Annotated in this window: 16 protein-coding genes and 1 pseudogene; 14 read left to right on the top strand and 3 right to left on the bottom strand. The window is 48.0% G+C overall.

Features of this window, described 5'->3' with window-relative positions:
* The first annotated feature begins 98 nt into the window (after positions 1-98).
* The 10 genes from gspD (at position 99) to G517_RS0106410 (ending at position 9,616) form a co-directional block, all read left to right on the top strand.
* A complete protein-coding gene (gene gspD / locus G517_RS18065; protein WP_036590672.1) occupies positions 99-2,033 on the top strand; it encodes a type II secretion system secretin GspD in 1,935 nt (644 codons plus the stop codon).
* A 1-nt stretch (position 2,034) separates the two neighbouring features.
* Positions 2,035-3,588 carry a type II secretion system ATPase GspE gene (gene gspE / locus G517_RS0106450; protein ID WP_051206174.1) on the top strand — a complete coding sequence of 518 codons (1,554 nt, stop codon included), beginning with the start codon at positions 2,035-2,037 and terminating at the stop codon, positions 3,586-3,588.
* A gap of 50 nt (positions 3,589-3,638) precedes the next feature.
* Positions 3,639-4,850: a type II secretion system inner membrane protein GspF gene (gene gspF, locus G517_RS0106445; protein WP_028303728.1), complete on the top strand. Its 1,212-nt coding sequence runs from the start codon at positions 3,639-3,641 to the stop codon at positions 4,848-4,850.
* A 9-nt stretch (positions 4,851-4,859) separates the two neighbouring features.
* On the top strand, positions 4,860-5,327 hold the full coding sequence (gene gspG, locus G517_RS0106440; RefSeq protein WP_051206173.1) for a type II secretion system major pseudopilin GspG: 468 nt from the start codon (positions 4,860-4,862) through the stop codon (positions 5,325-5,327).
* A gap of 2 nt (positions 5,328-5,329) precedes the next feature.
* The gene (locus G517_RS20015) at positions 5,330-5,965 is read left to right on the top strand and encodes a prepilin-type N-terminal cleavage/methylation domain-containing protein (RefSeq protein WP_051206172.1); all 636 of its coding nucleotides are present in this window, start codon (positions 5,330-5,332) and stop codon (positions 5,963-5,965) included.
* A 114-nt stretch (positions 5,966-6,079) separates the two neighbouring features.
* Positions 6,080-6,631 carry a type II secretion system protein GspM gene (gspM, locus tag G517_RS0106430; RefSeq protein WP_028303726.1) on the top strand — a complete coding sequence of 184 codons (552 nt, stop codon included), beginning with the start codon at positions 6,080-6,082 and terminating at the stop codon, positions 6,629-6,631.
* Positions 6,632-7,057, top strand: coding sequence for a type II secretion system minor pseudopilin GspI (gene gspI / locus G517_RS0106425; protein WP_051206171.1), 426 nt, complete (start codon positions 6,632-6,634; stop codon positions 7,055-7,057).
* Between the two features lie 3 nt (positions 7,058-7,060).
* Positions 7,061-7,747, top strand: coding sequence for a type II secretion system minor pseudopilin GspJ (gene gspJ, locus G517_RS0106420; protein ID WP_028303724.1), 687 nt, complete (start codon positions 7,061-7,063; stop codon positions 7,745-7,747).
* A gap of 2 nt (positions 7,748-7,749) precedes the next feature.
* Entirely contained in the window at positions 7,750-8,832 is a 1,083-nt protein-coding gene (gene gspK / locus G517_RS0106415) for a type II secretion system minor pseudopilin GspK (RefSeq protein WP_028303723.1), read from the top strand.
* A gap of 40 nt (positions 8,833-8,872) precedes the next feature.
* Entirely contained in the window at positions 8,873-9,616 is a 744-nt protein-coding gene (locus tag G517_RS0106410) for a type II secretion system protein GspL (RefSeq protein WP_028303722.1), read from the top strand.
* 16 nt (positions 9,617-9,632) lie between these two features.
* On the opposite strand, the gene G517_RS0106405 is transcribed toward G517_RS0106410, so the two are convergent.
* Positions 9,633-12,398: an ATP-dependent RNA helicase gene (locus G517_RS0106405; protein ID WP_028303721.1), complete on the bottom strand. Its 2,766-nt coding sequence runs from the start codon at positions 12,396-12,398 to the stop codon at positions 9,633-9,635.
* A 331-nt stretch (positions 12,399-12,729) separates the two neighbouring features.
* On the opposite strand from G517_RS0106405, the gene G517_RS0106400 reads away from it, so the two are divergent.
* Entirely contained in the window at positions 12,730-14,508 is a 1,779-nt protein-coding gene (locus G517_RS0106400) for a sensor histidine kinase (RefSeq protein WP_211224259.1), read from the top strand.
* A gap of 10 nt (positions 14,509-14,518) precedes the next feature.
* Positions 14,519-15,130, top strand: a complete 612-nt coding sequence (locus G517_RS0106395; RefSeq protein WP_028303719.1) for a response regulator transcription factor — start codon at positions 14,519-14,521, stop codon at positions 15,128-15,130.
* Between the two features lie 66 nt (positions 15,131-15,196).
* On the opposite strand, the gene G517_RS0106390 is transcribed toward G517_RS0106395, so the two are convergent.
* Positions 15,197-16,252 (bottom strand): c-type cytochrome, encoded by a 1,056-nt coding sequence (locus G517_RS0106390; RefSeq protein ID WP_028303718.1) that lies wholly within the window; start codon positions 16,250-16,252, stop codon positions 15,197-15,199.
* Between the two features lie 2 nt (positions 16,253-16,254).
* On the bottom strand, positions 16,255-16,875 hold the full coding sequence (locus G517_RS0106385) for a c-type cytochrome (RefSeq protein WP_028303717.1): 621 nt from the start codon (positions 16,873-16,875) through the stop codon (positions 16,255-16,257).
* Between the two features lie 410 nt (positions 16,876-17,285).
* Here G517_RS0106385 and G517_RS0106380 point away from each other — a divergent pair, with 410 nt between their 5' ends.
* On the top strand, positions 17,286-18,494 hold the full coding sequence (locus G517_RS0106380) for a DUF6236 family protein (protein ID WP_028303716.1): 1,209 nt from the start codon (positions 17,286-17,288) through the stop codon (positions 18,492-18,494).
* 161 nt (positions 18,495-18,655) lie between these two features.
* Positions 18,656-18,838 (top strand): annotated as a pseudogene (locus tag G517_RS0106375) (IS1182 family transposase); the annotation flags it as partial.

Raw genomic sequence — 18,838 nt, 5'->3', positions numbered from 1 at the left:
TTTTTGCGAGATACGTTTTCGCTATCATTTTTAATGATTCGCGGATCGTTAATAACCATCATCACAGAGTTAATGCCAACAAGAGACACGGAGTTTCGGTGATTAAAAAAATTATTCTAATAGGTCTGCTTTTGTTGCCACTGCCTGCCTTTTCTGCAGGACAATGGAAAGTGAATATCCAAGATGCAGAGATCGAAGCGTTTATCGGTCAAATTGCTGATATTACAGGCAAAAGCTTTATTGTCGATCCCCGTGTTAAGGGCCGAGTGACCGTTATTTCCCGTGCCTCTATGAGCGATAGTGCTATTTATCAGCTCTTTCTCTCGGTACTGAATGTTCATGGTTTTGTGGCCGTAGAAACAGCGGATGGCGCTGTTAAGATTATCCCTAATGCAACCAGTAAGCAGGAAGGTTCTCGATCTCGATCCCGTACCGGTGACAACTTTATTACTGAGGTGATTCAGCTAAAATCAGCTACGGTTGCAGAAGTCGTCCCTGTGCTAAGGCCTTTGGTACCTCAATATGGGCATTTGGCGGGAGTGCAGTCTTCTAATGCGCTGATTATCTCCGACCATGCAGCCAATATTGCACGCTTAAAAGAGATTATCGAGAGCATTGATGGTGGTAAAGATGAGCAAATTGAAGTCATCAACCTTAATTATGCTTGGGTTGGTGATTTAGCGACGTTAATTGAAGAGCTAGTACCACCGCAATCAGGCCGTTCAGCCAAAGGGCAAGCGGGACGCTTTACTATTGTTGCCGATGAACGCTCTAATCGCTTAATTCTGAAAGGTAGCGACCAGGATCGAGATCGTATTAAACGGCTGATTACCAAGCTTGATCAGCCCTTCGAAAATAAAGGCGTGACCCAGGTTATTCAACTAAATTACGCAGAAGCCGTTAAGGTGGCGGATCTGCTGACTAAATTGATTAATGATTCCGAGCCTGCCAATGCCAAGGGTGTACCAACAGAAAAAGCACAGTTTCAAGCGGATGAATCCCTTAATGCTCTGGTGATTCGCGCAGAGCCTGCGGTGATGTCCGAGGTAAAGAACCTTGTTTCTCAATTAGATGTGCGTCGGGCACAGGTGCTTATCGAGGCAGTTATTGTTGAAGTGAGTGGCAGTAACGGTGAACAGCTTGGTGTGCAGTGGCTGGTGGGGGATTTTGAAAATGGCCCCGTGGGTGGCACAAGTTTTGGCAACGCTGGGGTTTCAGCGGGTTCAGCTATTGCTGATGCTGCGACCACAGGTGGGGCGGCTTCCGTGGGTAAGATCAATGGTGCTTTCTTAGGGGGCGCTATCAGTGCCGGTGGCAATGATATTGGTCTGTTGGTTCAAGCTTTAATCACCGCTTCTAATGCGAATCTGCTTTCAACCCCTAGCGTAATGACGCTGGATAACGAAGAAGCGGAATTTGTGGTTGGTCAAAACGTTCCTTTTTTAACGGGCACCACCACCAGTTCTACCACCACCAACCCCTTTACGACGATCAGCCGAGAAGACGTTGGGGTAACGTTAAAAGTAAAACCTCAGATTAATGATGACGGTAGTGTGCGCTTAAAAGTACACCAAGAAGTATCCTCCTTGGTGCCTTCGGACAATCCTTTAGCCACCGGCTCCGCTGACCGTATTACCAATAAGCGCTCGATTGATACCACGATTTTGGTCTCCGATGGCGAGACCATTGTATTAGGTGGTTTGATACAAGATGATGTGCAAGAGTCGGTGAGCAAGGTTCCTTTGCTGGGTGATATTCCTTTACTTGGCGTATTGTTTCGTAGCACTCAGATTACAAAAACCAAACGTAATCTTCTGGTATTCCTGCGGCCGAAAATCATTCGTGATGGCAATCGCTTGAAAGCGATCGCGAATGCCAAATACCAAGGAATCTATCAGGTTGAGGCTCGTAACGGCGGCTTAAGCAGTCATTCAAGTCGTGATAAAGACTCTGATAAAGCAGGGGCTCAACCTTCAGGGCGTGTTGAGCAGCTATTTGATGGTGGAACGCGTTTTGACAATGGAACAGACTAGCATGGTTTCTGATGCGCCCGCGCCTTATATAGCGGCTCCTTTTATGGAAAGGCGAATATTGCCGTTCACCTTTGCCAAGAAACAGGGCATCTTAGTTATGCCTGCTAATGTGTCATCGGATCAGCCATCTGAACGCTTAATCGCCATTGCCCGAGAGCCACTAAACCGTGCTGCCCTTGGCGAGGCGGTGCGTTTTTGTGGCCCCGTTTCTACCTTGCAAATACTGTCACCAACCGAATTTGAACATCAGCTCACTCGGCATTATCAATCGGATTCCTCTGAAACCTTACAAATGGTACAGGGAATTGGTGATCAGATGGATCTGGCCAGTCTTGCGGATTCTGTCTCTGAAACCGAAGATCTGTTAGATCAACAGGATGATGCGCCCATCATCCGCTTAATCAACGGCCTATTGCAGGAAGCGATTCGTGAAGGTGTTTCTGATATTCATATCGAAACCTTTGAGAAGCGCCTATTGGTACGTTTTCGTGTGGACGGTGTTTTACGGCCAGTGGTAGAGCCTAAGCGTGCCCTTGCGCCTTTGCTGACTTCTCGTATTAAGGTGATGGCAAAGTTGGATATCGCTGAAAAACGGGTGCCGCAGGATGGCCGTATCTCTCTGCGTTTAGGCGGGCGAGAAGTGGATGTTCGGGTTTCAACGCTACCTTCCAGTAATGGTGAGCGTGTTGTACTGCGTATCCTTGATAAAAATGCCGGACGCATGGATCTGGCCCAACTGGGTATGGCTGAACAGATCCACGAAGGGTTAAGGCAACTACTGGCTAAGCCCCACGGTATTCTCCTGGTAACAGGCCCGACGGGTTCCGGTAAAACCACCACGCTTTACGCCTCTCTTTCGGCATTAAATGATAGCAGTCGCAATATTATGACGGTGGAAGACCCTATCGAGTACAACCTTGAAGGGATCGGCCAAACGCAGGTCAATCCCAAGGTTGATATGACATTTGCCCGTGGCCTTAGGGCGATGTTACGCCAAGATCCTGATGTGGTGATGGTGGGTGAAATTCGAGATATCGAAACCGCAGAAATTGCTGTGCAGGCCAGTTTAACCGGTCACTTGGTGCTCTCTACGCTGCATACCAATACCGCTGCCGGTGCTGTCACACGGCTACAGGATATGGGGATTGAACCTTTTCTGCTGGCCTCTAGCCTATTAGGTGTGCTGGCTCAGCGCTTGGTTCGAGTGCTCTGTCCTGAATGTCGTAAGCCCTATCAACCAGATCAAGCGGAACGCCAACTGTTAGATCTGCCCGTAGATCACGACGTAACGCTTTACCATGCCGATGGTTGTGATCACTGCAATCAGCAGGGCTACCGTGGCCGAACGGGGATTTATGAGCTGCTACCGGTTGATGATGGCGTACGTCGCTTAATCCATCAACAGTCTGGCGAACAGGAAATTGATCAGTATTTACGCCACGGGATAGCCCAAGGTGGCAACGCTTATCAAACGATTCGACAAGATGGCCTACGACTTGTACTTGCGGGTATCACCACGGTTGAAGAAGTGCTTCGTGTGACACGAGATGATTGATAGCGAATATATGGCCATGATTGGCAGCGATATTAATGGAGTAATGGCCTATGGCAGCCTTTAATTATCAGGCCGTAACGGCATCTGGCGCTAAAAAAAGAGGGGTTATGGAAGGCGAAAGTCCGCGCCATATTCGTCAGTTGCTGAGGGATAAAGACCTAATTGCGGTATCCGTTGATCTGGTTGCTGAGTCTAGAGATAAGCCAAACCGTTTTCTGTCTGGCCCCGGAATGTCAGTCAAAGAGTTGGCACTTTGTACCCGCCAGATGGCGACGTTGGTTCAGGCGGCAATGCCCCTTGAAGAAGTACTGCACGCGGTGGCCGCTCAGTCAGAACGCCCCAAAGTAAAAAGCCTGCTGTTAGGTGTGCGCTCTAAGGTATTGGAAGGGCATACACTGGCTGATGGTATGGCGGATTTTCCCAATGCTTTTCCTGAGATGTTTCGCTCAACGGTTGCAGCGGGTGAGCACGCGGGCCATCTTGATCTGGTACTTAATGAGCTGGCGGATTATACCGAACAACGGGAACACGCTCGGCAGAAAATCCAGTTAGCGCTACTATATCCGGGGTTGTTAACCGTTGCGTCTATTGCCATCGTTAGCTTCTTGCTGGCGGTGGTGGTGCCGGATGTGGTGAAAGTCTTTACTCGCACCGGTAACGATCTACCACCGTTAACCGCAGGCTTAATCGCGGTGAGTGACTTTTTAAACCAGTATGGAATACATCTTCTGATACTGCTGGGCCTTGGATTTTTGGCATTCTCTTCCGCTTACCGTAAACCGGCATTTCGCTTGAACGTAGACCGTTGGTTGACGGATTTTCGCCTTACCCGAAAAATCAGCCGAGGTATTAATGCCTCTCGTTTTGCTGGAACCTTAAGCATCTTATCCCGCAGCGGTGTGCCTCTAGTAGAAGGGCTTACGATTGCCGCCGCCGTGATGCCCAATCACTTTATGCGCCAGCAGGTTCAGCAGATTGCAACCTCGGTAAAAGAAGGGCGATCATTGTTTAAAGCTTTAGAGCAAAGCGGGCGTTTTCCGCCGATGATGATGTATATGATCGCCAGTGGTGAACGTAGTGGTGAGCTGGATAACATGCTCGATCGAGCGGCCAAGCAACAGCAGAAAACCCTAGAGGCGATAGTCGCTACGGTTGTTGGCTTGTTTGAGCCTGTGGTTTTGATTGCGATGGGAGGCGTCGTACTGACCATCGTATTGGCTATTTTATTACCTATTTTAAATATGAATCAGTTAATTGGTTAAGGAGTCATGATGAATCAGCAGATTAAAAGCAGGGAACAGACTAAACAGGCACATAAGCCCTTAGTTCATCAGCGTGGTTTTACGCTGATCGAAATTATGGTTGTCGTGGTTATTCTGGGTATTTTGGGCGCGTTAGTTGCACCGTCTATTTTAGGCCGCCCAGATGAAGCTCGCGTTACCGTAGCGAAAAATGATATTCGCTCCATCAGTAATGCCTTAGATATGTATAAGCTGGATAACTTCCGCTATCCCAATGCCAGTGAAGGCTTAAAAGCCTTAGTGGAAAAACCAGCCAGTGCTAAAAACTGGAACCCTGACGGTTACTTACCACAAATGCCAGAAGACCCTTGGGGAAACCCTTATATCTATCAACGTCCAGGAGAGAAAAGTCGTCACTTTGACCTCTATTCTTTAGGGGCTGATGGGGTTGAAGGCGGTGAAGGTACTGATGCAGATATTGGCAATTGGGATAAATAGCCTTGCCTACGGCAATACGCCCTAAGATAGCACCGGCTCAAGCCGGTTTTACCCTAATCGAGATCCTAGTGGTCGTGGTTATTATTGGGATTTTACTGACCACGACCGTCGCACTGCGAGGCGGCCACTCTGATCAGCGAACGTTATTAGCGGAGGCGGAGCGTCTGCGCAGTGTCTTTCTCTTGGCCCAGCAAGCGGCGGCGGAACAGGGTTTGCCGCTAAAATTGACGGTAACAGAGCAGGGTTATCGGTTTGAGCAGTTTATGCCGAACTATCAAGATGACCCTGAATCCGTCGAGAATGGCGCGCAAGTGAGTGCTGGCTTACCTTTGTACCTATTGGTACGACAGCCAGAAGGCCGCTGGCAACCGCCGGAGGCTAGCGCCCTCCGGGACTACAAGCCAGAGCGTGAGTTTAAATTTCAACTTAAGTTGGCGTTTGGTTCAGGGCGGAGAGAGGGCGACAGCGAGGAAAGAGAAGGTGATGCCTCTGAACTCTTGATCCCAGCTTCTGGAGTGACGGCTGGGTTTACGATCCGCTTCTATCTAGTTGACTTACCCAGCCGTGTCGTCACGCTGACCAGTGATGGCCTGTCCATTCCCGACTACGCATTAAGTACGGAAATAGGTGATGAATAGGTGAATAGGTGAGTGGGTGAGTGAATAGGTGAGTGGGTGAATAAGGTGAATAGGGTTAATTAATAGGTGAAGAGAAGACTAAGTGGCTGCAGAACAAACAGGATGCAATTCGAGATGCCGATAGAGATAAACCGTAAGCTTTCTCAGATGATCATAACGCAGCAGCAACAGCTTTCTGCGGCCATTCCCCCGCGCATAAAAAGCCAGTGGGCCGCCCTGCCTGCACGGGATCGAAGCGCGCTAAAAATACTGATTGCGGTGCTGGTTTTAGCGCTGTTTTATCTGTTCCTGTGGCAACCTGTTATTGAAAAAGTTAAGGCAAAGCAGCAGTGGCAGACCAGCCAAGAGGAGCGTATTGAACGTGCTCAGCTGGCCGCCTATGATCGCCTAAATCGATTTGGCATGATCGACCCTATGCCGGTTGATCTTTGGTTGAAAATGGAATTACCTCAGTATCGGCTTAGCTTGATTTTGCATAAAGCCAGTAATAACCCTAAACAGCCAAGCCAATTACAACTCCGTTATAGCGACGCGCGCCAAGCCCAAGCATTTTTAGTGTTGTTTAGTCGCTTTAGCCAGTTGAGTCAGGTTCAAGTGGATCAATCCAAGCGTACGATCGCTTTGGACTACCGGCTTAATGCTGACTATGCGGAGCTTATTCAGTAGATGAGCTGCTTCGATAAGCATCTACGGCATCAGCGTGAGCGTCTGGCGACTCAAAAGGGCTTTACGCTACTTGAAGTGATGATCGCTTTAGCTATTTTAGCGATTGCATCCGCTGGTCTTTTAACCGCCAGCAGTGGTTATTTACGCCAGAGTGCCCAGTTGGAGCAGAACGTAGTGGCGAATTGGGCCGCTCAGAACTGGATTAATGAGCTTAGATTGGTGGGCGTTGCTCCAGAGATTGGTGAGGGGCGTGTAGAGGCACAGCTAGCAGGACGACGCTTTTTGCTGACATCTGACGTCAAGGCAACAGATTCACCTTTTTTGGTTCGAGTGGATATCAAAGTCTTCGCCCATGAAGAGGGACAGCTAAACCAAGGCACTTATGCCCTTGCTCAGCTGACAACTTTTATGCGAAGTGAGCAGTAATCTATGGGTCAGAAAAAGCTCATTATGGTTCAAGAACACTCAAAGGCTCAAGCCGGCTTTACGCTGCTTGAGTTGTTGATTGCAGTCGCGATTTTCGCATTTATCGGGCTGGCCGGTTATCAATTATTGAATAGTGTCATCGGTACCTACGAACATACCCGCGAACGCTCTACCTCCTTTAGCCAGCTACAAAAAGCGGTCAGCATTATTGAGCAGGATATAAAGCACCTAAGCCGTCGATCTATTCGCGATGAGCTGGGTGATCCGCTACCGGCCTTTAGCGCCCATTATCGCGGTGGCCTACCGTTAGAGTTTACCCGTAGTGGTGGGTGGTTTATGGCTGATCAAGGAAATGCCAGCACTGGTGTTAAGCAGCGTATCGCCTATCGTCTGGAAAACGATCAATTACAGCGTCTGATCTGGCCGGTACTGGATCGAGCGCAGGATAGTAAGCCTCAAGTACAGTTGCTACTCAATCATGTGAGTCACTTTAATGTGCGTCTTCTCGGTATGACTGAACAGGGAACAGGAGCAGGCATTACGACGGAAAGCCAGTGGCAAGACTTCTGGCCGGTGGAAAATCAGCAGGGACAGATCGATTTCCTTGCCCTACCTAGGGGAGTTGATATTAGTTTTACCCTAAAAAGTTATGGACAGGTACGGCGGATTTTTTCACGGGAGGGCATTTGATAATGTTTTTTCGTGTTATTTCTAAGGTTCGTATTTCTAAGGCTCATGTTAACGGTGTTTCTGTCCCCCTCAAAAAATCACCCCGCGTAGCCTCTTTACATAAACAGTCCGGCGTAGCCTTAATCAGTGTGTTACTGATTTTTGCTATCGCAGCGGTACTGGCCACACGAATGATGAGTCAAGGCAGTTTACAGGCAGAGCAAGCCAGTCTATATCAGCAGCAAAAACAGCTAGAAGCCTATGGCTTGGGGGCGGAAAGCTACGCAATTGCCCTGTTAAAAGAGGACTGGCGACAGGATCAGTCCGCTGGCGATCAAGCCTATGATCATCCTTCAGAATCTTGGGGGCAGTTGGATCTGTTTCCCTTAGATGCTGATATGGGCACGACTGAGCAGGATCAAATTCGGTTACGAATTTTACCCCTTGATGGTTTCTTTAATCTGAACAACCTTTTAAAAGCAGAAAGCGGACAGCTTGATGCCGTTTATATTTCTGGCTTGCGCCGCTTACTGGCAGCTCAACAGCTACCGGAGGGATTAGCGGATCAGACCCTGGATTGGATCGACAGCAATACGATTCCAACCGGGTTAACCGGTTCTGAAGACAATGACTATCTGCTAAAAGCACCGCCTTACCGGAGCGCTAACCAGTTGTTGCTCGACACCGATGAACTGGTTCTATTAAACGGAGCCAGTCAAGAAGAGCTCTACCGGTTTAGCGAGCAGGTGGTGGCTTTACCTGGAAACACAACGCTGAATATTAATGCGACTAATCCCGAGGCGTTAGCCGCATTATTAGCAACCAGCCCAGAGCAGGCGAAGCAGCTCTTAACAGGAATAGAATATACCCCTGTGGTTTCGGTGAGTGAGTTCTTATCTGAACGTGCCCTTGACCCGAACTTAGCCGCATTATTGACCTTACGTAGTCGGTTTTTTATGGTGAGCACCCAAATTGATTGGCAAGATCAGCGTTTTGGATTAACCACTTGGTTGGAGCGTGATTTAGATACAGGAGTTATTCATATTTTGCAGCGTCGTTTTCAGCCCGTGGCACAGAGTCGCTTTCAGCGGGGAGAGGCCCTTTAATGATGCTCCATCGATTTCAGTACAGAAGGACTTTTATGCTATGTCGTTAAATGTTGCCGTGGTTTATCACCCCAATGATACCCAAGGCCAGCCTCTACTATGGTTTAATTTAGCCAGCAATCCCCAGCACGCCAGTGAACGTGGTGATTTTATCGATTTTCACCATTGGTTAGAGAAAAAGCAGGTTCAAGCCGACAGTCGTCATAGCAACCTATACCTGTTTTTAGCTCAAGAGTTGGTCAGCTTTCATCAGGTTAACGTGCCAGAGGGGGTAAAACGAAATGTGCAAAAATTGTTGCCGGTATTACTAGAGGAGCAGATTGCACAGGATATTGATGAGATCGCAGTACATTATGTTGCTGAAGCCATCAACGAAACGGAAGACGATACCCACGCCAATACCGCTGTTTGGGACAAAAAAGCCTTAGCACAGCTTATGGGGGCGCTAAAAACATCAACGGGAGAATCTGGGGATTCATCTCGCCGTCACGATATCCGCATCAAGGCCTGCCTGCCTATTTCGGCCTGCGACGGCCTAGCAGATATGTTGCCAGAATATGCCGTTAGAGCAGACTTTTGGCAGATATTACCCCAAGTCCCTAGCGATGACCGTGTTGCATTAAAACATAGCGATAGCGGCGATCAGCTTAACGTGCAGTTGGAAAGCCATCGCTGGAACCTCGTTAGCCCAGAACAGAGCGAGATAAGCCCACTCTATGGTGTCTTTGCGCTAGGGTTACTTGCCGCCAGCTTATATCTGGTGAACCAGTGGCTATCACTTTGAACCAGAGGCTATCGCTTTAACGCGCTAAATGTCGCTTGGTTTTATGGGTGGCTTCTGCGGTTAGCGGGTCTTCTGGCCAAGGATGCTTTGGATAACGCCCGCGCATCTCTTTACGCACTTCTGGATAAACTTCTCGCCAAAACGTTCCTAGGTTAGACGTCACCGCTAGGGGGCGGCCTGCCGGTGAGAGCAGATGAATACTAACGGCAACACCGGCAATATCCGGTACGGTTTCTGTGCCAAACATCTCCTGTAGTTTTGTACTCACCACAGGGGGATTTTGATTGTAATCAATGGCGACTTGCCGGCCCGATGCCACTTTAATATGGCTTGGCACAAGTTGATTTAATGCTTGCTGCTGATTCCAACTAAGGCGGCTTTTCAGCAACTGGCTCATTGGCAACTGTTGCCACAGTTTTTGATTTTTTACACCATTAAGAAAAGGTGCCAGCCAATCGTTTACGCTAGCGAGCAATGCGGGGTCGGAGAAATCTGGCCATGTTTCTTTTTTATTGTTTTGATGTAAAAACTGCAATCTTTGGCGCAGCTGTTTATCGCTATCTTGCCAAGGAAGGCAACTTAAACCCTGTGCTTTAACCCGCTGGCACCCTGCCTGAATTAACGCGCTATCATCGGGTTTCTCACCTTGCTTCTCATCTAGAACTAAATCCCCTAAGCGGGTTTGTACGCTGTTAATTAAACGATCGTCCTGCCAGTGACAGAAGGGCTGCTGTTGGATTTTATCCATTAACTGATTCTTTACTGTATTTTTATCCAGTTCTAGCCAAAGCGTTAATGTTTCTCGACTATCTTGACTAAACGAACGGGCATGTAATGCAATTAAAAATAGAGGCTTTTGATGGCTTTTGAGCTGTGCTTGGCGGCCATTGCTCAGTTTATAAATACCGGCTTGATCGTCGGTTTGGCCTGTGGTTTTACTGCTTTTCGTCGCTTTTAGTCCGATTTTATCGGCGTAAGCCAAGCAAAGACTGGCTTTGAGGCTTTGCAAAAACTTAGCATCAGCCAGCTGTGAGAGTAAGCTCTTTGCGGTGTTCCCATGGGCACTATTTTCTCTGTTGGAACTTGATGATGTTGATGAAGGGAGACTGTTCTTATATCCAGTTTCTTTAGTCTTAATCAGATTAAGACGTTGGCTATCCCTTAGAAGACGTTGAGCTCCTAAATTAATACGCTGGGTTAAGGCTTTACTCGCACTGTCTTTGGCGTTAATAAGCTGTTCACAGGCGGCGAATAAATCATTTTCAGGTAGGTGTGCGCCCTCTTGCAGCAGACTAAAGACAAAAGCGCAGGCTTGTAGAGCCTCTATCGTTGGGCGATTAACCGCTAAATGGCTGTTGGGTGAAGTAGTTAATGAATCACTTAATGGCGCATCTGATGACCCCTTTAGCAAGGCAAGCCAGCCTCGGGCTAAGTGGGCGGATAGCACCAAGTGGCGACAGAGTGCGCCGTGATCGGTCAGTTGATAGGCTCCCGCGTGGGTGTTCAGTCCAGGGGATGCGGGGCGAGAGATTAGATCCAATTGCTCCAGTCGTTTTAGAGCGCTTTGCCAGCGGGCTTTGGGTGGCGGTGTCACCCAATCAAACTCATCGGGGTTATCAGAACCCCATTGCACCAGTTGCAACGCCAGCTCACTCAGATCCTGTCGGTTAATCTCCGGCTCCGGCTGAGATGCCAGTGTACTTTGCTGGTCTTGGCTCCAGCAGCGGAACACGCTACCCGCTTGCGTTCGACCGGCACGGCCTGCCCGTTGCTTGGCTTCTGCCCGCGTTACCGATCGGGTATGTAAACGCACCACTCCCGCTTCTTTATCAAAACGGGCTTCCCGCGCTAAACCGGAATCCACCACCAAGGTGATACCTTCAATGGTTAAACTGGTTTCGGCGATCGCTGTGGCGAGTATGCAACGGCGCTGGCCGTTATCACTGGGGGCAATCGCCGCTTGCTGCTCGGCTAATTTCTGTTGTCCGTGAAGCTGGCGCAGGTCGACTTTTGCGTTTAAACACGGCTGGCTTAATGCTTGATAAACCCGATTGATCTCGCCAACACCGGGTAGAAAACAGAGCAGATCACCGTCTTGGTTTTCTAGAATCTCAAGGCAGGTGGCAATGGTGGCATCAACCCGATCCGATAGAGCAAAGCTGGTTCGGCTGTAATGATATTCAAGGGGGTAGGTGCGGCCTTCACAAAATAAAATGGGTACCTTAAGCGCGGCTTCTAAGGCTTCTTGGGCTAACGTTGCGGACATCACCAAAAGCCCTGTCGGGTTCTCATCTCTATAAAGCAGATTCATCTGCCGACAAAGAGCAAGAATCAGATCGCTTTCCACCGTGCGCTCGTGGAATTCATCCAAAATAACCAAGCTAACGCCTTCCAGTGTTGGGTCTGTTTGCAGCATCCGCAGTAATACCCCTGACGTTACCAACTCTAAGCGGGTTTGCGCGCTAATTTTCTGATCCTGCTTTACCCGATAACCGATACGCTCCCCAACGTATTCACCTATCAGCCCCGCCATATAAGTGGCTGCCGCCTGTGCCGCCACTCGCCTAGGGGCCGTCATTATGATTTTTCCCCCTTGGAATGCCGGATGCTGCATCAGTGCAATGGGCAACCGCGTCGTCTTACCTGCCCCCGGCTCTGCGGACAACAGGGCCAATTCTTGAGATTGAAGTTGACGTACCAGCTCCGGCACCTGTTCAAGAATCAGTTGTTTATCTGAGTTGGAGGAGTCTTCTGGGCTAACAGGTGAAACAGGGGGAATCATAGATAAAGCACTCTGCGGATAGAAACGGATAAAATAGATGGTAATGCAAATAAATCAAGATAATAGATCAAAAACAGAGTGTTAAGGATAGCGGTAAACCGTGCAGGTGAGTAGGTGTTTGGGGGCTATTCCATTTATCCTGCCAATAGAGCTTTCAGTGACAGGTCGAGGGCTATAAAATCGAGGGTTTTAGAACCTATTACGGTTTTTACACGCTGCCCTTGGTTAGACACCCTCTCTTTTGGAAGCCCTCATGCTATTTTTTTCCTCTTCCTCTCTGTTGTTTAAGCGCCTTATCCGATTGGTTTTTATATCTTTTCTATGGATATTATTGGCGCTGACATCGGTAGGAGCGGTCGCTAATGAGACGGTTAATATCGGGCTTTTGGCTCCAAGAGGCGATTTGATCGCCCGCCAGAAATGGCAACCGACCTTTGATTGGCTTAGTCAGCGGATTGATGGTGTGACGTTTAAGCTGCATCCGCTAACCTTGGTTAATATGGCGGAGGCAGTAGAGCGGCGCAAGGTGGATTTTATCATCACCAACCCCGGTCAAGCGGTACAGCTGGGCCGTCAGTTTGAGCTGTCTTGGATCGCAACGTTGACGAAGCCAAACATGGGGACTCACGGTGTTGGCTCTGTGTTGGTGGTAAAGCAGGCATCGAAATATAAGACATTTTCCGACCTCTATCAGCAGCCCATTGCGGCGGTATCGGAACAAGCTTTTGGTGGCTATTTAACCTTGTATTTTAGCCTGCTTGAGCAAGGGCTAGACCCCGACCGTTTTTTTGCCGATACCCATTTTCTAGGCTATCCCGTGGATGACAGTCTGTACCTGCTACAGGATGACGATGTTGCTGCGGCAGTTGTACCTGTCTGTTTACTGGAGACCATGATTCATGATGATTTGTTAGCGCCTGAAGGGTATCGGGTGATTGGGGCGAACGCTGCGAACAACGGCCCCTGTCAGGTGACGACGAACCTATACCCTAACTGGTCGATTGCCAAAACGGCTCATGGTAGTCCTGTATTGGCTAAGCAGATCGGTCAGGCGTTGTTGGCGCTGCCACCATCTCACTTTGCTATTCAGGCCGTTGGAGCCAGCGGTTGGACGACGCCTGTTAGCCATTTGTCTGTTGACCGACTGTATGAAACGCTAGATCTTCATCCGCTAATGCAGCCGTTCTGGAAGCAGGCTTTGCTTTGGTTGAAGGTTCATAGGGATTGGGCTTTCGTGGCTTTAGCGATGGTTTTCTTGATGGGGATGTATCACTGTTGGCTACAGATTCGCTTTAAACGCAGTCAAGTGGATTTGACTCGTACCCTAACGGAACTAGCGGAGAAACAATCCCAGCTGGAACACGCTCAGCGTATCGCCATTGTCGGTGAGCTTGGTTCCTCCATTGCCCATGAGATCAATCAACCCTTGAGTGCCATTCGCAACTTTACTGAAAGTGCCCGCTTACGCCTGAAGAAAAATGCCTCGCCTGATAAAATATTCTCAGTTCTGGATCAGGTGTTTGTGCAGTTGGATCGTACTGATGAGATCATACAGCGCCTACGTAAACTGATTAAACAGCCGAATATCGATTATCAGCGTTGTGACCTGAAGCTGCTGATCGCTGACTGTTGTGGTCTTATGGCCCATGGGCTGAAACAGCATAGTATCCACTGGCGGTTTGAGTCTGATGCGTCTGACTGCGTGATAGCGGTGGATCGGGTCGGTTTGCAACAAGTGGTGGTTAACCTGCTAGGCAATGCGATTGATGCCTGTTGTGATTACCAGAAAGATGCTCAAGAGGGCAGCCAAAGCGATAGCAAAAATCATGCTTATACCGGACAGATTAGTATTCGTTTGATACAGCAGCCAGAGACGGTTCAGATCTGTATTACCGATAATGGCACTGGATTAAAATTGGATGGCTATCCAAAGCCATTTCTAACCACCAAGCCGGAAGGTTTAGGCCTAGGACTGGTCATTTGCAGGGATATTGTCGAAAGGCATGGTGGAACTTTGCGTATCAGGGATACTGTGCCCCATGGTTGTGCGGTGATGCTTGAGCTGCCCAATCGAGATGCAGCAACACTACAATATTCTAATAAAAAATAGGGACTTCGTAATGCAACACCTTGATAAACAGCTGCCGGTCTATATCGTTGATGATGATTTAGCGGCCTGTGAATCTTTAGCCGTGATGTTGGAGGATTATGAGTTTAACGTATCAGCGTTTACAGATAGCATAAACTTTCTGGATACCCTTGATTTTAATAGTAGCGGCTGCGTTATTCTTGATAGCCGGATGCCTAGGCTGAACGGTCAGCAATTGCAGCAATGTCTGTTGGATCAGAGTAGCCCGTTATCGGTCATTTTTCTGACGGGTTACGGTGATGTGCCCATGGCTGTAGAGGCTCTGCAGACCGGTGCCACGCACTTTTTCCAGAAGCCAGTACAGGCAGAGGCTCTGATTCCTGCTATTGAAGATGCTTTGCTGCGCTCTGTGGTCGAGAGACAGAAACAACAGTTGCAGGTCGCCTTTGAGTCCTTAACCGCTCGGGAGTTGGATATTCTAAAACTGCTGATCAGCGGTTATCGTAACCTACATATTGCTAATAAACTTTGTATAGCGGTACGCACGGTAGAGGTGCATCGCGCTAGTTTGATGAAAAAGCTTGATGCTAATACCATCGCTGAGCTAGCGTTTCGTTATGGGAGGATAAACAAAAATCTGTAATCGTAGATCTTGCCTGCATAATGGACGATAAAAAAATGCCACCGTCTCAGGTGGCATCGTCTAGGGTTATTGGCCGTCTACCGTCGCTGACGGATAACTGTCCTTACCCAGAAGTTTACCGTTAGTTTCCTGTCCGTAGTAACCTTGGTGGTTATGATACTTATCACGGTTTTCCTGTAGATCACCTTTAAAGCGTGGGTCCTGAGGCCGTTCATGGCTATTAACATAAGCCGCTACATCCCAAGCTTGCTGTTTGGTCAATGTTGCGCTTTTACCCAGAGGCATATTCTCATAGATAAAATAGGCAGCCGTGTTGATCCGGTGCATACCCGCGCCCCAGTTATAGGCGCTAGCACCCCATAACGGTGGAATATAAGAGCGTCCGTCGTTACCGCGTATGCCTTGACCGTCAGCACTGTGACAGGTTGAGCAATAGGCGCTGTACACGTCAGAGCCACGCTCTATTGAGGGTGTTTGTTCAGGCTGGGCCAGTTTGGGATAACCACGGCCTTTTAGACTTGAACGATCTTCAACCGGAAACGCCTTGGTGATCTTATCTGGGAACGGGAAATCCGCGCCTTTAGCGCCTGCCTGTAGGTGTTTTGCACTAACTTCTGGCACTGCTTGGCCTTTCATACCATGCCTATCCATCAGGCCACCCATCATCATCCAGTAGGAATAGGCACTCAAGGCCTTAATTTCCTCAGAGTCATAAGTCGGTGGTACGCCGTTCATTGAGTAGGTAAAGCAGCCCTGAATGCGCTCTGCATAGCTATTCACCTTATCGTTCTTCTTACGGTAAGCCGGATAGGCGCTGTAAGCAGCCCAAAGAGGCGCGGCATTGGCTTTCTGACCGGCTTGCATATGGCAGTTAACGCAGTTCTGATCATTACCGACAAACTCACCGCGCATCTGCTGGGAATCGACAAACAAAGAGTAACCCAGCTTAACCATTTTCCCGAACTCGGTCTCCGGTACCTGATCCAGCGAGCGAGGTTGAAGATAATCGGTATCCATCGCTTTTTTCACCGCAGGTAGCTCGGTTTGACGGTCCGGCAGCTCATTGGCAGCAAAAACGCTGCTGGCAAAACTGATCGCGAGTAAAGAAAGAATAGTCTTCATGTTTACTGCCCCCCGCTTGGCAAGGTTGAGAAAAAGCCCGCAAGGCCTTTGATTTCATCCGTTGTTAGCTGAACGGCGATATGGGACATCATATTCAGCGGATCACCACTGCGTTTTCCCTGTTTCCAGTCATTGAGCTGTTTCGCTAGATAATATTCCTGCTGACCGGCAAGACGAGGGAAGTGATCCACGCCAACACCCGACGGGCCATGACAGGTAGCGCAGGCTGGGATATTTCTATCCCAATCCCCTTGATAAGCCAGCTTCTCGGCTGCAGAGGTAAAACTGACACGGTCACCGCGCTGCTCCGGTTTTGCCACCTTAGGTGCAGGCAGGCTAGCATAATACTCTGAGACCTGTTTGCGGATCGCAGGATCACTGACCGTAGCGGACATCGCCGTCATAATCGGGTCTTTTCGTTTTCCGGTTAGGAACAGATCAATCTGCTGGCTCAGATAGCCAGCATCCAGACCAGCCAACATAGGAGCTACATTAGCTAGACCCCAACCATTCTGACCATGACACCCAGAACAAACCGCAGCCGTTGGCGGCATATCCTGAGCAAAAGCCGAGGGCGACGCGAGCAGCGCCCCGAACATCAGTACTGGAAGTCGTTTCAACATGACAACACGCCTTAGCAATAATTTTTATTAGAATGAAAGTGTATTATTGGTGAAAACTAACCTGACAACTACTGTGGTTTTCCACATAAATTAACCCCACCATATACACAGTATATTTTGGGCTTTATAGAAAACCACGCTCGTTTTCTCCGACTTAATGCTCGGTTTACTGGTGCGGCGAGATTGGATAAGCTGTAAATTCAATGAATTATAGGAACGGGCGCGGGAATAACAGGCGCACGGTTATTGACGTATATGCGCATGCGCGTTTAGCAGGGAAGCAGCCAGATCAGAAAACGGAATTTTCCTTTCTAATCAGAGTCTTTCCTCAATTTTTGGCGGTATATTGAAATCGGCAAAACGCGCATGCCTATGATTAAAATGTTACATGCCAATGGAAGGTCATCCAGATGTTCAATAAAACTTTATACTACCCGTGGATAGATATTCATAATGACTCATGGGTTAAAACAGCAATATTGTATTGGGACGAAATTAATACAATCGTTCCCCATAGCATGAGTTCTCCATACCATAATCCAGTAGCAACCCTACTTGAGCAAGAAAGGATATTAAAACCATTTGAAGTAAATCCCTCATCAAGAGAAGTAATAGAAGCGTCTGATATAGCATTGCAGTACTTATCTTCGCCAGAAGGGATGCGTATTCTTACCGCTGGTGATGAGTACTCAAGGATTCATCCAAGTAAGTTTTCACATCAACTCCAACGGAGCCTTGGCTTAGGTAACAGTCGAATTCACTCAAGTAAAATGAGTCACCATTTAATGAAAACCATAGGGGCTGCTAGAGTAGATGATGACGGCTTTATGGGTATGGAAAGCAAATTCTCCTCGTATTACATGTCCGCATTAGCTAATAGGATTGCAAAACACAACAACCTTTCCACGGTAGCTGACTCTCAAATTTATAATCAATTTAATACAAAGTTGTCTATTGATGGCTATTCTAGTAATAAAAATAGGACATTTATAAAATGTCCTAGATGTAGAGAAATATTTGATAGATTTACTCAAGAGTCTATTAAGAGTACTGGTGAATGTCCTTCATGCGGCGAAGACATATTCTATTTTGCTCAAGAAAGAGAAAACAGGTTTAGGCCTTTTAGAGCTGAGCCACAACATCTCGTTGATGGAATGTTAGCTGAACTTGCAATTCAAAGTGTTTATATCCCCACCTCTGTTTCCATAGATAAACTTTTGAAATTTAGAATGGATCATTCTGATGAGCTAGCCGCTTTTCGTGGTGCTCTGCAAGATATTACTCAGTCAGTTCTTAGCTGCGATCAAGTAGATGATATTCGAGCACTAAGACAGCAAGTTAAAATTGCATATTCTGATAAAGTAAAACCTCAGATAAAATGCTTAAAATCTCAACTAAAGGGAGCTAAAATAAATTACGTATTAAGTGATTTTACAATAAGTGGTATGGCATCAGTATTGGGTACTACTTTAGCTAGTGATCTAAGTACTACTGCTATTTTGGCTGGGACTGGAGTGTCTATCGGTGTTCGAAGTCTGATGTATATGCAAGAAAGAAGAAATCTAAGGACTAATCCATATTCTTACGTACTTTCAATGGAAAATAAGCTTGGTTTATAAAGCATGTAACAAGGCATTTAAACGGAACTAAAACAGTTGGTTAGGTTCCGCTTCGCTTCACATTATAACCAACAATTTTAGTCCGCTTAATGCGGCGTTCAGGCTGTAGAAAAACCTCCCGAACTATGATCTGATCGGGTTTTGAAACGCAGGAGGCGGTGATGGCTCGATTTAAGCACTACGACTACAACCAAACGTCGATGGTGGTCATTAATTACCTGGATCAGTTGCAGCCCGGTACTTTTGAGCATGCTCTCCACTACCTCGTTTCTGACAAGCTGGATCTGTCCGCGTTTCACCAGCCCTACAAAAACGATGCTGAAGGCCGTCCGGCTTATGATCCG

The sequence above is a fragment of the Oceanospirillum maris DSM 6286 genome (assembly GCF_000422865.1).
In the GTDB taxonomy this organism is placed as follows: Bacteria; Pseudomonadota; Gammaproteobacteria; order Pseudomonadales; family Halomonadaceae; genus Oceanospirillum; species Oceanospirillum maris.
This window is presented reverse-complemented; position numbering and strand designations above follow the sequence as displayed.

What these genes read in the sequence shown, in the direction of transcription:
- gspE (WP_051206174.1), top strand. Translation starts at nt 2,035, where the DNA reads ATGGTTTCTGATGCGCCCGCGCCTTATATAGCGGCTCCTTTTATGGAA.
- gspF (WP_028303728.1), top strand. Translation starts at nt 3,639, where the DNA reads ATGGCAGCCTTTAATTATCAGGCCGTAACGGCATCTGGCGCTAAAAAA.
- gspG (WP_051206173.1), top strand. Translation starts at nt 4,860, where the DNA reads ATGAATCAGCAGATTAAAAGCAGGGAACAGACTAAACAGGCACATAAG.
- gspM (WP_028303726.1), top strand. Translation starts at nt 6,080, where the DNA reads ATGCCGATAGAGATAAACCGTAAGCTTTCTCAGATGATCATAACGCAG.
- gspI (WP_051206171.1), top strand. Translation starts at nt 6,632, where the DNA reads ATGAGCTGCTTCGATAAGCATCTACGGCATCAGCGTGAGCGTCTGGCG.
- gspJ (WP_028303724.1), top strand. Translation starts at nt 7,061, where the DNA reads ATGGGTCAGAAAAAGCTCATTATGGTTCAAGAACACTCAAAGGCTCAA.
- gspK (WP_028303723.1), top strand. Translation starts at nt 7,750, where the DNA reads ATGTTTTTTCGTGTTATTTCTAAGGTTCGTATTTCTAAGGCTCATGTT.
- G517_RS0106410 (WP_028303722.1), top strand. Translation starts at nt 8,873, where the DNA reads ATGTCGTTAAATGTTGCCGTGGTTTATCACCCCAATGATACCCAAGGC.
- G517_RS0106405 (WP_028303721.1), bottom strand. Translation starts at nt 12,398, where the DNA reads ATGATTCCCCCTGTTTCACCTGTTAGCCCAGAAGACTCCTCCAACTCA.
- G517_RS0106395 (WP_028303719.1), top strand. Translation starts at nt 14,519, where the DNA reads ATGCAACACCTTGATAAACAGCTGCCGGTCTATATCGTTGATGATGAT.
- G517_RS0106390 (WP_028303718.1), bottom strand. Translation starts at nt 16,252, where the DNA reads ATGAAGACTATTCTTTCTTTACTCGCGATCAGTTTTGCCAGCAGCGTT.
- G517_RS0106385 (WP_028303717.1), bottom strand. Translation starts at nt 16,875, where the DNA reads ATGTTGAAACGACTTCCAGTACTGATGTTCGGGGCGCTGCTCGCGTCG.
- G517_RS0106380 (WP_028303716.1), top strand. Translation starts at nt 17,286, where the DNA reads ATGTTCAATAAAACTTTATACTACCCGTGGATAGATATTCATAATGAC.